At 72.6% G+C, this 12,996-nt stretch carries 14 protein-coding genes; 5 read left to right on the plus strand and 9 right to left on the minus strand.

What is annotated here, in order from left to right; translation table 11 throughout:
- Nucleotides 1-79 precede the first annotated feature (79 nt).
- Nucleotides 80-1,195, minus strand: a complete 1,116-nt coding sequence (locus ACFYNU_RS04485) for a cation diffusion facilitator family transporter (protein ID WP_356584706.1) — start codon at nucleotides 1,193-1,195, stop codon at nucleotides 80-82.
- Between the two features lie 135 nt (nucleotides 1,196-1,330).
- Here ACFYNU_RS04485 and ACFYNU_RS04490 point away from each other — a divergent pair, with 135 nt between their 5' ends.
- The 3 genes from ACFYNU_RS04490 to ACFYNU_RS04500 all read left to right on the plus strand — a co-directional run bounded on the left by ACFYNU_RS04490 (nucleotide 1,331) and on the right by ACFYNU_RS04500 (nucleotide 4,011).
- Nucleotides 1,331-1,690: a metalloregulator ArsR/SmtB family transcription factor gene (locus tag ACFYNU_RS04490; protein ID WP_356584705.1), complete on the plus strand. Its 360-nt coding sequence runs from the start codon at nucleotides 1,331-1,333 to the stop codon at nucleotides 1,688-1,690.
- A 102-nt stretch (nucleotides 1,691-1,792) separates the two neighbouring features.
- Nucleotides 1,793-3,046, plus strand: a complete 1,254-nt coding sequence (locus ACFYNU_RS04495) for a hypothetical protein (RefSeq protein WP_356584704.1) — start codon at nucleotides 1,793-1,795, stop codon at nucleotides 3,044-3,046.
- Between the two features lie 188 nt (nucleotides 3,047-3,234).
- Nucleotides 3,235-4,011 carry a peptidoglycan recognition protein gene (locus tag ACFYNU_RS04500; protein ID WP_356584703.1) on the plus strand — a complete coding sequence of 259 codons (777 nt, stop codon included), beginning with the start codon at nucleotides 3,235-3,237 and terminating at the stop codon, nucleotides 4,009-4,011.
- A gap of 21 nt (nucleotides 4,012-4,032) precedes the next feature.
- On the opposite strand, the gene ACFYNU_RS04505 is transcribed toward ACFYNU_RS04500, so the two are convergent.
- Nucleotides 4,033-4,521 (minus strand): GNAT family N-acetyltransferase, encoded by a 489-nt coding sequence (locus ACFYNU_RS04505; protein WP_356584702.1) that lies wholly within the window; start codon nucleotides 4,519-4,521, stop codon nucleotides 4,033-4,035.
- A 114-nt stretch (nucleotides 4,522-4,635) separates the two neighbouring features.
- Here ACFYNU_RS04505 and ACFYNU_RS04510 point away from each other — a divergent pair, with 114 nt between their 5' ends.
- The gene (locus ACFYNU_RS04510) at nucleotides 4,636-5,088 is read left to right on the plus strand and encodes a VOC family protein (protein WP_356584701.1); all 453 of its coding nucleotides are present in this window, start codon (nucleotides 4,636-4,638) and stop codon (nucleotides 5,086-5,088) included.
- Nucleotides 5,089-5,148: 60 nt separating this feature from the next.
- Nucleotides 5,149-6,489: a 6-phospho-beta-glucosidase gene (locus ACFYNU_RS04515; RefSeq protein ID WP_356584700.1), complete on the plus strand. Its 1,341-nt coding sequence runs from the start codon at nucleotides 5,149-5,151 to the stop codon at nucleotides 6,487-6,489.
- A gap of 9 nt (nucleotides 6,490-6,498) precedes the next feature.
- Here ACFYNU_RS04515 and ACFYNU_RS04520 read toward each other — a convergent pair whose 3' ends face one another.
- The 7 genes from ACFYNU_RS04520 to ACFYNU_RS04550 all read right to left on the minus strand — a co-directional run bounded on the left by ACFYNU_RS04520 (nucleotide 6,499) and on the right by ACFYNU_RS04550 (nucleotide 12,745).
- Complete coding sequence (locus ACFYNU_RS04520) at nucleotides 6,499-7,233, minus strand: sulfite exporter TauE/SafE family protein (protein WP_356584699.1); 735 nt, start codon at nucleotides 7,231-7,233, stop codon at nucleotides 6,499-6,501.
- Between the two features lie 19 nt (nucleotides 7,234-7,252).
- On the minus strand, nucleotides 7,253-8,497 hold the full coding sequence (locus ACFYNU_RS04525) for a cytochrome P450 (protein ID WP_356584698.1): 1,245 nt from the start codon (nucleotides 8,495-8,497) through the stop codon (nucleotides 7,253-7,255).
- 69 nt (nucleotides 8,498-8,566) lie between these two features.
- The gene (locus tag ACFYNU_RS04530) at nucleotides 8,567-9,814 is read right to left on the minus strand and encodes a cytochrome P450 (protein ID WP_388765143.1); all 1,248 of its coding nucleotides are present in this window, start codon (nucleotides 9,812-9,814) and stop codon (nucleotides 8,567-8,569) included.
- A 1-nt stretch (nucleotide 9,815) separates the two neighbouring features.
- On the minus strand, nucleotides 9,816-10,451 hold the full coding sequence (locus tag ACFYNU_RS04535) for an ATP/GTP-binding protein (protein ID WP_356584696.1): 636 nt from the start codon (nucleotides 10,449-10,451) through the stop codon (nucleotides 9,816-9,818).
- Nucleotides 10,426-10,785 carry a DUF742 domain-containing protein gene (locus ACFYNU_RS04540; RefSeq protein ID WP_356584695.1) on the minus strand — a complete coding sequence of 120 codons (360 nt, stop codon included), beginning with the start codon at nucleotides 10,783-10,785 and terminating at the stop codon, nucleotides 10,426-10,428. The genes ACFYNU_RS04535 and ACFYNU_RS04540 overlap by 26 nt, the downstream gene beginning before the upstream one ends.
- On the minus strand, nucleotides 10,782-11,204 hold the full coding sequence (locus tag ACFYNU_RS04545) for a roadblock/LC7 domain-containing protein (RefSeq protein ID WP_356584694.1): 423 nt from the start codon (nucleotides 11,202-11,204) through the stop codon (nucleotides 10,782-10,784). The genes ACFYNU_RS04540 and ACFYNU_RS04545 overlap by 4 nt, the downstream gene beginning before the upstream one ends.
- The gene (locus tag ACFYNU_RS04550) at nucleotides 11,201-12,745 is read right to left on the minus strand and encodes an ATP-binding protein (protein ID WP_356584693.1); all 1,545 of its coding nucleotides are present in this window, start codon (nucleotides 12,743-12,745) and stop codon (nucleotides 11,201-11,203) included. The genes ACFYNU_RS04545 and ACFYNU_RS04550 overlap by 4 nt, the downstream gene beginning before the upstream one ends.
- Between the last annotated feature and the right edge of the window lie 251 nt (nucleotides 12,746-12,996).

The following is a 12,996-nucleotide window of genomic DNA, read 5'->3' on the forward strand; positions in this document are numbered from 1 at the left end:
GCCGATGGAGGCCGACGGAGGGCGACGGAGGCTTGTGGAAGTCCGGCGCGGTCCGGCGCGAGCCGGAGCTCACGGCGGATCAGAGCGCGGGGGCACCGGCGGGCGTGTGATGGCTCAGCGCCGCGTGCGGATCGGCCTCGTCGGGGGCGGCCTCGGGGTCGGCGTGGACCAGGGCGGCGGTCAGCTTCGGTACGGCGTGCAGCAGGGCGTGCTCGGCCTCGACGGCGACGTGGTGTGCCTGACGTACCGTCAGCTCACCGTCCACCACCACCGCGACCTCGGCGCGCAGCCGGTGCCCGATCCAGCGCAGCCGCAACTCCCCCACCGCCCGCACACCGGGGACCGCCCGCAGGGCCACTTCGGCGGCGTCCACGAGCGCCGGGTCGACGGCGTCCATCACCCGGCGGAACACCTCCCGGGCGGCGTCGCGCAGGACGAGGACGATCGCGGCGGTGATGAGCAGACCGACGACCGGATCGGCGAGCCGCCAGCCGATCGCGGCGCCGCCCGCGCCCAGCAGGACGGCGAGCGAGGTGAAACCGTCGGTACGGGCGTGCAGTCCGTCGGCGACCAGGGCCGCCGAGCCGATCTCGCGGCCGACCCGGATGCGGTAGCGGGCGACCCACTCGTTGCCGACGAAACCGACGACGGCGGCGGCGGCGACGGCCGGGAGGTAGCTGATCCGCTGCGGGTCCAGCAGCCTGTCGACGGCGGTCCACGCGGCGAACACCGCCGACGCGGCGATGGTCAGCACGATGACGATGCCGGCGACGTCCTCCGCCCGCCCGTAGCCGTAGGTGAACCCCCGGGTGGCCGCGCGCCGCCCCAGGACGAACGCGACGGCGAGCGGCAGCGCGGTCAGCGCGTCGGCGGCGTTGTGGACGGTGTCGCCCAGCAGCGCCACCGAGCCGGACAGGATCACCACCACCACCTGAGCGAGCGCCGTCGCGCCGAGCACGGCCAGCGAGACCCACAGCGCGCGCATGCCCTTCGCGGACGATTCGAGGGCGGGGTCGGTCTTGTCGGCGGACTCGTGGGAGTGGGGCGCCAGGAGGTGGCGGGCGCTGTGCCGCAGCCGGGCGAGGCGCCCGCCGGCGCGCTCGGGACCGTCATGCGCGTGGGGACGAGGGTGGGGGTGGGAGTGGCCGGCAGGGGCGTAAGGGTGGGGCCGAGGGTGGCCGTGCGGGTCGTTCATGGGGGTGACCTTCCGACGCGCGGGCAGGGGGCCTGACAGGAGCAGAAGGGGTCCGGAGGTCGGCCGGGACGGCTGGGGACAGCCGGGCGCACCGCCGGGTGGACAGGAGCGTGACCCGTTCGCCATTATGTGCATATGAACGCACGCATGCAACTGTCACCTGCGCATGATGCGCACCCGCCCAACCCGGGCGAGGAGCAGTTCACCCTCGCCGCCGAGGTCTTCGCCGTCCTCGCCGACCGGACCCGGCTGGTCCTGCTGCACGCGCTGGCAGGCGGCGAGGCGGACGTGACCACGCTGACGGAGGTGTGCGGGGCGGCCCGCCCCGCCGTCAGCCAGCACCTCGCCAAGCTCCGGCTCGCCGGGCTCGTCGTCACGCGCAAGGAAGGCCGCCGGGTCGTCTACAGCCTCCGCGACGGCCATCTGCGGCGTGTGATCGACGAGGCGCTGAGCCTGGCCGACCACCAGCTCGACGGCCGCCCCTCGCACGACTGAGGACATTTCGCGTACAGCTTCCGTACAACCGTTCGTTCCCGGTAGGTGTCTTCCCTTCCATATCCGGCTCGCCACCCGGTGCGAGCGTCCTCGGAGGGGCACATGACATCTGCGTCGAAGACCAAGGCACACACCCCGTCGCGGACACTGCGGCTCACAGCGGGAGCGGTCGTCGCCGCGGCGGCCGGCTGGTCGCTGGTCGCCGCCCCGGGCGCCGCCGCCGAACAGGCCGCGCCCGGGGCCGAGTTGGTCTTCGAGCAGACAGCCGCTCCCATCGAGGACGTGCGGCCGGGAGACTCGGCCGAGGTGTCGTTCGCGGTGAAGAACAAGGGCGACGCGCCCGCCACCCGCGTCGTGCTCTACCTCGGCGGCTCGCAGGGACTGGCCTACGCCAAGAAGTACTCCAACTGCGTGTACGAGGAAGCACCCGCCCAGGACGAGGGCCCTGCGCAGACGAACGCGGTGTGCGACATCGAGCAGACCCTGGAGCCCGGCACCGTCTACGTGCCGAACGAGCCCGTCGGCCTGAAGCTCCAGGACCGGGCGCTGTACGAGCGGCTGGACGTCCACATCCTCTCGGGCGTGGACACGTTCCCCGACGGCACACAGCACGGCGGCGGCGCCGACCCGGTGCTGAAGCTCGTCGAGCGGACCACGCCCGAGGCGCCCGGCACCGTCCACGGCTCCGAGCTGGGCGTCGACATCACCGCCGAGAACACGGCGGACTTCGCGCTGACCGGGTCGAAGGTACGGGGCGCGGCGGGCCGGACCGTGGACGCGACCGTCACCTTCGCCAACAAGGGCCCGGCCTGGGCGAGGAACGACGTCTACGGGCCGATCGGCGTCTTCGAGGTCAAGGTCCCCGAGGGCACGAAGGTCACCAAGGTCCCCGAGTTCTGCGAGCCGGCCGAGGCGGCGGCGACGTACCGCTGCACGACGCCGTACAACTACGCCGACGAGGACAGCGAGCGAGCGTACGTCTTCGGGCTGCGGATCGAGAAGGTCGTCGCGAACGCCACGGGCAAGGTGGCCTTCGTCAAGGGCGACGGCCGGTGGGGGACGCTTCCGTTCGACAAGAACCGCACCAACAACACGGCCGAGATCGTCGTGAACGCCTCGGGCGGCGGGGCGAGTTCGGGCGGCGCGAGTTCGGGCGGAACGAACGGTGGCGCGAGCGGCGGTACGGCCGGAGGTACGGACGGCGGTACGAGTTCCACGGGCGGCACCGGCGCGGGCACCCAGCTCGACGAACTGGCCGAGACCGGCACCGACGGCACACTCCTCGCCGGCGGTGCCGCCGTCGTCCTGCTGGCGGCCGGCGGGGCCGCCGTCGCGATGCGGCGCCGTACGTCCTGACCCGGCGCGGTGACGGGCCCGGCGGGGCCGTCCCGACCACCGTCCGGACGAACTGTTCGATTTCGGTGCGGAGCGGCCTCCCGCCCGGCCATCACCGCCGCCGAGGGCCGGTCACCCCCGCGAAAAGACCCTCGGCACACCTCCTGGAGAGGAGGCGGATCCCGGCATCGCGCCATACGCTCATCCCCATGAGCATCGACCGGCGCGTGCTGCTTCGTGGCATGGGCTGGGCCGCCGCAGCGGGTGCGGGCCTCACCCTGGCCGCCGACGCCGCCGGGAGAGCCGGCGAGGACGGGCCCGCCCCTCGCTCGCGCCCGCAGGCACGCCCGGAGCGCCCGCTGCGCTGGGCCAGCGCGCCGCCCGCCGTCGAGCCCCGGACGTTCTGGCAGGAGAAGCCCCCGCCCCGGCGCAAGCCGGAGCTGACGGCGGACGCGGTGAAGGCTGTCTTCATCCATCACACCAGCGGCCCCAACGACTACACACGCCCCGAGGTCCCCGGCCTGATCCGTACCTTCGCCGTCGACCACGTCGACAACCGGCAGTGGGACGACATCGGCTACAACTTCCTCGTGGACCGGGGCGGCGTCATCTACGAGGGCCGTGCGGGCGGCATCGACAACCCGGTCGTCGGCGCGCACACCCTGGGCTTCAACGTCGCCACCGTCGGCATCGCGGCGATAGGGGACTTCAGCGACGGCTCGCCGGTGCCCGAGCCCATGGTCGACGCGCTCGCCAAGCTGATCGCGTGGAAGCTCGGCCTGTACGGGGTCGATCCGCGCGGCACGACGACACTGGTGTCCACCAACGACGGCAGCCGCTACAAGAAGGGCACCCGGCAGATCTTCCGTACGGTGTCGGGTCACCGGGACGGCTACTCCACCCACTGTCCGGGCGGCGCGCTGTACGCCCAGCTCCCCCGGATACGCGAACGCGCCGCACGCCTCCAGGGCCGCCCCGAGGACTGATCCGTCTCCTCGGGGGCCGGGTCAGAGCGCGCGATGCATGATGTGCAGCCCGACATAGCCGTGCACCGGATGGCGGAAGCCCTCGGGGAGGGTGCCGAGCACCGTGAAACCGAGCGCCTCGTACAGCTTCACCGCGTGTGTGTTGGTCTCCACGACGGCGTTGAACTGCATCGCGCGAAACCCCGCCGTCCGTGCCCACTCCAGGCTGTACTCGCACAGCGCCCGGCCCACGCCCCGGCCCGTGTGCGCCGCGTCGACCATGTAGCTGGCGCTGGCGATGTGCGCGCCGTTGCCCATGTGGTTGTTGTTCATCTTGGCGGTGCCGAGGACCGTGCCCGCGTCGTCGACGGCGACGACCGTACGGTTCGGCGGGGCGAGCAGCCACCAGTCGCGCGCGTCGTCCTCGGCGAGGTCGGTCGGATAGGTGAACGTGTCGCCGGCGGCGACGATCCGGTGGAAGAACGGCCAGATGGCGGCCCAGTCCGCGCGGGTGGCTTCCCTGATCAGCATGGGCCCAGCATGCCGGGGCGGCGACCACGGCCGCCAGCGCTTTCCCCGGCCGCGCCGGGCCGGGCCGCCGCGCCGCACCGTGTGCCGCCGATGACAGCGGGTACACGCGAGGGCATGGTTGAGAAGACGAGTGTCCTTGTCCTGGACTGTGCCGAACCGATGGAACTGGCCGAGTTCTACGCCGGTCTGCTCGACGCCGAGATCCGGCCGTGGGGCGACCCCGACTATCTGGAGGTCGTCGGCAACAACGGCGTCCATCTGGCCATACACCGCGACCACGGCTACGCGCCGCCGAGTTGGCCCCGGCCCGACGACTCCCAGCAGGCCCATCTGCGCATCCTCGTGAACCGGGGTGACATGGACGAGGCCGAGCGCGAGGCGGTCGGGCTCGGCGCCAGGCCGGTGGAGGCGAAGAACAACAGCGGGCCGCGCGACGTGCGGACGTACTCCGACCCGGCGGGCCACTCGTTCACACTCGCCGTGTCGCCGGAACCGGCGCGGCAGCCCGACCCGGTCGGCGGCGGCCCCAACACCGAGAACGTCTCCGGCCTCGGCGGTGACGTATAACGGGACCGTCCTGTCGAGTGCGGCGCGGCGTCCGCGGCGCGAGATGAAGGTGGTTTCCGGATGAGGCTCACGGTCCTCGGCGGCGGGGGCTTCCGCCTCCCCCTGGTGTACGGCGCGCTCCTCGGCGACCACGCCGCGGGCCGGGTCACCGAGGTGGTTCTCCACGACGTGGACGGCGCCCGGCTGACCGCGATCGCCCGTGTGCTCGCCGATCAGGCGGCGGGGGTGGCCGACGCGCCGCGGGTCACCGTCACCACCGATCTGGACGAGGCGATCCGGGGCGCCGACTTCGTGTTCTCGGCGATCCGGGTCGGCGGTCTCGAAGGCCGCGCGGCCGACGAGCGGGTGGCGCTCGCCGAGGGGGTGCTCGGTCAGGAGACCGTCGGGGCGGGCGGAGTCGCGTACGGGCTGCGCACCGTGCCCGTCGCCGTGGACATCGCGCGCCGGGTCGCCCGGCTCGCCCCCGACGCCTGGGTCATCAACTTCACCAACCCCGCGGGGCTGGTCACCGAGGCGATGGCCCGTCATCTGGGCGACCGTGTCATCGGTATCTGCGACTCCCCCGTGGGCCTCGGCCGCCGCGTGGCGCGGGTGCTGGGCGAGGACCCCGGCACCGCCTTCATCGACTACGTCGGCCTCAACCATCTCGGCTGGCTGCGCGGTCTGCGTATCGACGGCCGCGACCAACTCCCGCGCCTGCTCGCCGATCCCGAGCTGCTGGGCTCGATCGAGGAGGGCCGGCTGTTCGGCGCGGACTGGCTGCGCTCGCTGGGCTCGATCCCCAACGAGTATCTGCACTACTACTACTTCAACCGCGAGACCGTACGCGCCTACCGCGAGGCCGAGCGGACGCGTGGCGCGTTCCTGCGCGACCAACAGGCCGGTTTCTACGCGGAGATGGAGCGGCCCGGCGCCCCCGCGCTGGCGACCTGGGACCGTACCCGCGCCGAGCGCGAGGCCACGTACATGGCGCACAACCGGGAGGCGGCCGGCGCGGGTGAACGGGCCGTCGAGGACCTGGAGTCGGGCGGGTACGAGAAGGTCGCCCTCGCGCTGATGCGGGCCGTCGCGCACGACAGCCGGGCGACCCTCGTCCTCAACGTCCGCAACGGCACGACGCTTTCGGTGCTGGACGCCGACGCCGTCATCGAGGTCCCGTGCCTGGTGGACGCGAACGGTGCCCATCCGGTGGCGGTGGCGCCGCTGCCGTACCACGCCACCGGTCTGGTGTGCGCGGTGAAGGCGGTCGAGCGCGAGGTGCTGGCGGCGGCGGAGAGCGGTTCGCGTACGACGGCGGTGAAGGCGTTCGCGCTGCATCCGCTCGTGGACTCGGTGACCGTGGCGCGGCGGCTGATGGACGGCTACGCGGACGCCCACCCCGGCCTCGCGTATCTGCGCTGAACAGCCCTGTCAGAGCCCGGCGATCAGCACGGCGCCCGACACCGTCGCGAAGACCAGCACGAAGATCCGCAGCCGCGCGGCGTCGACACGGTGGTGCACCAGACGGCTCAGCCGGACGCCGAGCGCCACGGCGGGCAGGAGCAGCAGGGCGGGCAGCGCCTGGTCCGGGCCGCCCCGGCCGCCGGCGAACAGCAGCCCCAGTGAGGCGACTTCGCCGACGAGGAAGCAGACGGCGACCGTCGCCCGCAGTTCGGCCGGTGGCCGGTGCTGGTAGACCAGTGCCAGCGGCGGGCCGCCGACGCCGGTCGCCGTCTCGGTGACGGCGGTGACCGCTCCGGCGCCGAGGTACGCCGCCCGGCCGGGGGTGAACGCGGGCAGCAGCAGGCTCGCCAGCGCGGCCAGCAGCGTGGCGGCCCCGACGACCACGCCCAGGTGGCGTTCGGGGACGGCCCACAGCAGCAGGAGCCCCAGGGGCGTGGCCGCCACCCGGGCCGCCGAGATCCAGCCGGCGCCCCGTACGTCGATGCTGTCGCGCTCGCGCCAGGCCACATACAGATTCAGCGGGATCATCGAGGTGAGCAGGAACACGGGCAGCAGTCCCGGGTCGACCATGCCGACGACGGGCGCGACGATGAGGGCGAAGCCGAGGCCGCTCGTGCCCTGGACGAACGCGGCGGCCGTCACCACGACGGCGAGGAGCACGATCACCCCGCCGCCCGGTCCCTGGCTCAGCCCTTCGATCACACGGCTCCCCGGCGCACCGTCACTCTCCGTGCGCCACTATCGGTATCTCCTGCCAACCGAACGCGATGAAGGACGGTACCTGCCTCAACTGGCCGGGGTCGACGGCCAGTCGCATCCGGGGGAAGCGGTCGAAGAGCGCGGGCAGGGCGGTCAGTGCCTCCATCCGGGCGAGCGGCGCGCCGATGCAGCGGTGGACGCCGACGCCGAACGACAGATGCTCGTCCGCGCCCCGGTGGACGTCGAACGCGGCGGCGTCGGTGCCGTACCGCAGCGGGTCGTGGCCTGCCGCGGCGTAGGTGGTCACGATGGCGTCGCCCGCCGGGATGGTGACGCCGTCGACGGTGATGTCGGTGACGGCGTAGCGCAGCGGGAGGTTGGCGATGGAGGGGTGGACGCGCAGGACCTCCTCGATCACCCTCTCCCAGCTGACCCGGCCGGCGCGGACGGCGGCGAGCTGGTCGGGGTGGCTGAGGAGGGTGACGACGGCGTTGCCGATGAGATTGACCGTGGTCTCGAACCCGGCGCCGATGATCAGCATGATGGTGTAGAGGAGTTCGTCGTCGGCGAGCCGGTCGCCGTCCTCGTCGTGCACCCGGATCAGCTCCGTGGCCAGGTCGTTGCCGGGGTGTTCGACCTTGTACGCGATCAGCGCGGGCAGCACCGTGCCGATCTGCTGCTGGATGGAGGCGGCGTGTTCGGGGCTGGGGTCGGAGGTGTCGAAGACGTCGACCATCAGTTTGACGGCGGCGCCGCGCAAGTGGTCGGGCACGCCCAGCAGTTCGCAGATCAGCCGCATGGGCAGCGGGTGGGCGTAGCCGGCCCGCAGATCGATCGGCTCGCCCGGGGCGGCGGCGGCCTGTGCTTCGAGCCCGGCGAGGAGGTCGGCGGTGATCGCCTCGACTCGTTCGCGCATCGCGTCGGTGCGCCTGCGGGTGAAGCTGGGCGCGACGAGCTTGCGCAGCCGGGCGTGGTCGGGGCCGTACGCGTTGAGCATGTTGCGTACGCCGACCCAGCCGAGCATCCAGCTCCACTCGGGCCTGCTGTTGACCTCCTCCCACAAGGACCAGTGCAGTTGGGGGTCCTTGCTGACGTGGGGGTCGAGGATGAGGGCGCGCAGCGAGGCGAAGCCGGTGGGCGCCCAGGCGGGTACACCGCCGGGCAGTTCGACGGGCACGACGGGGCCCAGCGCGCGCAGTCGGGCGGTCTCGGCGGCGATGTCCGCGCCGAACGGGTCGAGGGTCACCCGGGTGATCTCTGTCGTCATGTCCGGTCTCCTGACTTCTCGGACGGGGTCGTGTCGCGGAGGTGAAGACGGTGGGGCGCCGGGACTTCGTCAGGGGGTGGCGACGGTGGTGTCCGGCGTACGGGGGGTGAAGCGCACCGGCAGGGACTTGAGGGAACGGACGAACGGGCCCGGCCGCCAGGTGAGTTGGTCGCGCGCCGTGACCAGCTCCAGATCGGGCAGCCACTGGGTGATCCGCTCGATGGCCTCGGTGGCGATGAGCAACGCGTGCTGTTTGACGGGGCACTTGTGGGCGCCCGCGCCCCAGGAGAGATGGGAGGCGTCGTGCGGGTGGTGCGGCGCGTCTCCGGCGTCCTGTTCGGAGAAGTAGCCGAGCGCCCCGTACGAGACGATGACGGGCACGGCCTTGCGTACCCAGACACCGTGGAAGCTGTGCGACTCGCGGGCGTAGAGGATGCCGTAGTTCGCCAACGGCGTCTCGTGGCGCAGGACTTCGAGAACGGCGTCCATGACGGGGCGGGAGCCGCTGGTGAGGGTGGAGTAGTAGGCGGGGTTGCCGAGCATCCGCGACAGGGCGTTGGCGACGAGGTTCGCGGTGGGCTCGTGGCCCGCGCCCATGGTGAGGAAGACCTGCCAGACGACTTCCTCGTAGGTGAGGTCGGCCGGGTGGTCGATCAGCCAGCTGGTCAGGTCGTCGCCGCGTTCGAGGGTCTTGGCGGTGACGAGTTCGGTGACGTACTCGCCGTACTCCACATCCCCGGCGGCGGCCTCGGCGCCGCCTTCCATCAGCCGGCCGAGCGAGTTGTTGAGGCGGGCGCTCTGGCTGTCGGGCAGGCCGAAGAGGTTGTTGAAGATCAGCGTCATCAAGGGGCGGGCGAAGTCGTCCACGAGGTCCGCGCCGCCCACCGGCCCGAACCGGCCGACCAGCAGGTCCACGGCGCGGTGCACGCGCTCGCGCAGGTCGTGCGGCTCGACCAGGTCGAAGCCGTCGACCAGCGCCGTCCGGTAACGCCCGTGCACGGCCCCGTCGGTGAACAGGGGGTTGGGGCGCCATCTCAGCATGCCGAAGATCGGCGAGTCGGGGGCGGCGGTGGCCTCCCACTCCCTGGAGTCGCGGGACCAGGTGTCGGGGTCGTGCAGGATGTCGAGCGCGGCCCTGCGGTCGGTGACCATGTACGCGGGCTCGCCGGGGGCGAGTTCGCCCCAGCCGACGGGGCCCTGTGCCCTCAGTGCCTCGTAGCGGCCGTGCGGGTCGGCGGCGAAGCCCTCGTCCCAGAGCCGGACCGGCGCCGACAGGGAGAAGGCCTTCGCGGGCGCGGGATAGGAGGAAGTCACCAGGTCACCCGGTCTCCGTGGTGGGGCCGGCGCCTTCGGCGTGACCCGCTGTCAGATGCTGCACGAGTGCGAGCAGCGCGTCGATGGAGGAGTTGGTGTCGCGCGCGTCGCAGACGACCATGGGCGTGCCGGGTTCCAGGTCGAGCGAGCCGCGTAACTGCTCGCGTGTGTAGGAGCGCGCGTCGGGAAAGGTGTTGAGCGCGACGGCGTACGGCAGCCCCGACTCCTCGACCAGTCCGAGCACGTCGAAGGAGTCGTCGATCCGGCGCGTGTCGATGAGGACGAGCGCGCCGAGCGCACCGTGGGCGATGTCCGCCCACAGCGCGCGGAAGCGCTCCTGTCCGGGGGTGCCGAACAGATAGAGCACGATCCCGGCGTCCAGGCTGATGCGCCCGAAGTCGATGGCGACGGTCGTGGTGGTCTTGTCGCGTACGCCGGCGAGGTCGTCCACGGCCACGGACGCCTCGGTGAGATGTTCCTCGGTGTGCAGCGGGCGGATCTCGGAGACCGAGTCGATCAGCGTGGTCTTGCCGACGCCGAACGGGCCGGCCACCAGGATCTTCACCAACTCCCGGGTGGTGTCGGGCAGATGCAGCCCGACGCTGCCGTCGGTGTCATTGCTTGAGGGCGCGGAGGCCATCGGCCACTCTCTTCAACAGGTCGGGTGCGGGCAGGGCGGCCGGGGGCACCGGCGCGCGGAGGCTGACCAGCCCCTGGTCGGCCAGCTCGGCGGCGAGTACGCGTACGGCGGAGACCGGCAGCTCCAGCAGGGCGGCGGCCTCCACGAGGGTGAGCGTCCCGCCGTCGAGCACGTCGAAGAGGGCGTGCCGGGCGGCGGGCAGCCCGTCGGGGGCGGGCCCGGTTCCCCCGGTCAGCAGCGAGAGCCGCTCCAGTTCGGTGTGGCTCGGCCGAGCCACACCGCCGGTGGACAGGTAGGCGGGTACGAGTGGGCGACCGCTCCTGCGGCCGGTCATACCGGAGCGCCGCCCTCCGCCGCGCGTGGTGCGGCGGTCATCGTTTTCTCACCGAGTCTGACCACCTGCGAGTGCACCCGGTGGGCGAGCAGGTCGAGCCGTACCTCGGTGCCTCCGTACGCGGCCACACAGGTGCCGTGCGAGGTGGGCGCGACCAGGATGTAGCCGTGGTCGGACTCGATGACGATCTGGCGGATCTCGGCGTCGTCGTGGTCGGCGAAGGCGGCGGCGGCCGTACGGCACGCGCCATGCACGGTGCTGATGATCGCCGCCGTGCGTTCGGCGGTGGCCTGGGTCAGCGCGTCCGTGTAACCGGAGACGAGGCCGTCTCTGGTGAGCAGGACGGCTGCCCGCACATGCGGGATTTCCAGGATCGGATCAAGCACCCACGCCGTTTCGCCGGCGTCGCGGCTTTTCATCGCGGGTCGTTCCCTTCGGGGTCGGCGGTGGATCGTGCCGCTGCGGTACCGGACTGGAGCGCACCGAGCGCCGCGGCGGCGTGTTCGGGGGTACGGGCGGGCGGCTGGGCCTGCTCGGGGACGGGTCGGGCGGCCGGGACCGGGGCGGGGGCCTCGGCGCCGGTGCGGACGGTGCGGCGGCGCCTGCGCTGGGGCAGGATCTCGTCGCCGGGCCCGGTGTCGTGGTCGGGTGGTGCGATGTCGCGATCGGGGCCGGCGCCGTCGTCGGGCGCGCGGCCGGGGTAGGGGGCGTCGCCGCGGGCGGAGTCGGGGTGCGGGGTGGTGTCGGGGGCCGCGGGCGGTGCGGACAAACGGCCGTTCGTCCGCAGGGCCCGGGAGGCGGCGGCGGTCCGGACGGGCAGCTTCCCGAGTGTCTCCGGCCGGGCCGACAGCTCCGGCGCCCCGGCGGGGCGGGTGGAGCGGGGGGCGGCGGCGGCCGGCGGCCTCAGGGCCGGGTCGACATGGCTGAGCAGATGGTTGCTGACCAGCAGCACCGCGCGTACGCCGCCGTACGGCGAGGGGGTCGACAGGTCGACGGAGAGGTCGAACTGCCGGGTGAGCTGGCCGATCGCGGCGAGTCCCATCCGGGGCGGGTCGCCGAGGTCCGACAGCAGGATCGGCTCGCTGCTCGCCACCATCCGCTGCGCGTAGGCGCGTTCGTCGGTGGACATGCCGACACCGGCGTCGTCGATGGTGACGGCGGCCCCGTGGTGGGCGCGTTCCAGGTTGACGGTGACGTCGGTGTCCCGTGAGGAGTGCCGCAGCGCGTTGTCGAGGAGTTCGGCGACGATGATCGCGACCGGCTCGACGGCGTGCGAGACGAGCGCCGTGCCCGGCTCCAGATGGTTGTTGACGCGGACGCGGTGGTAGCCGACGATCCGTGACTGGCCACCGGTGACCGCGTCCACCAGGTGCGACTCCTCGCGGGCGAGGCCCACCCAGGCGCCGCACACCACCGCGGCGACCTGTGCGCGCCGCAGCGACTGCTCGTTCTCGTGGTCGAGTTCGAACAGGGTCTGTGCCAACTCGGGCTCGTCGTACTGCTGTTGCAGTCCTCGGAGCACGTCCTGGAGCCGGTAGAGCCCGGCCTGGATCTCGCGGGTGGTGCCGCGCATACCGGCGCGCGCCGCGGCGTCGACCCGCTTGCGCTCCTGCTTCATGACGGTCAGCAGGCCGTCGATGACGCCGTCCAGGGCGGCGCCGGGGCCGGTGCGGGCGAACTCGGAGTTGAGCGGTCCCGGCACCTGGACGTGGGGGTGCGCGGCGCGGGTCGCCACGGCGGGAACGCGTTTCTCGGCGAGATGCGCGATCTCGGCGGTGACCGCGTCGGACGCGCGCCCGGCCTTCGACCGCTCGCTGTCGAGGCGGTCCCGCAGGCCCGCGATCTCCTCGTGGAGTCCGGCCCGGTCGCGACGGGACCGGAGGAGTACGGCTGCCAGGACGAGCGCCAACAGAGTCCCGGTGGCCAGGCCACTCGCGGCCAGGACCGTTATCTCGATCATCGGACGACCTCGGAGGATCGGGGAAGACTGGGTCCGGATACAGCGGCCGAGGGCAGCGTTCACCCTCACCGAGGTAACCGACGGCGCAACTCGCACTACGCACCGTGAGCGCACACTACCGCTCTCCGAGTCGGCGATCTCACCTTTCACTCACCCGTGTTGGCGGGCCGACTGTCCGGCGCGGAAGGGGAGTTCCGCGCCGGGCAGCGGCCGTACCGGGGGCGCGCGCCGGGGTACGAGACGGCTTCCCG

This window comes from Streptomyces sp. NPDC006643, from assembly GCF_042870175.1.
In the GTDB taxonomy this organism is placed as follows: Bacteria; Actinomycetota; Actinomycetes; order Streptomycetales; family Streptomycetaceae; genus Streptomyces.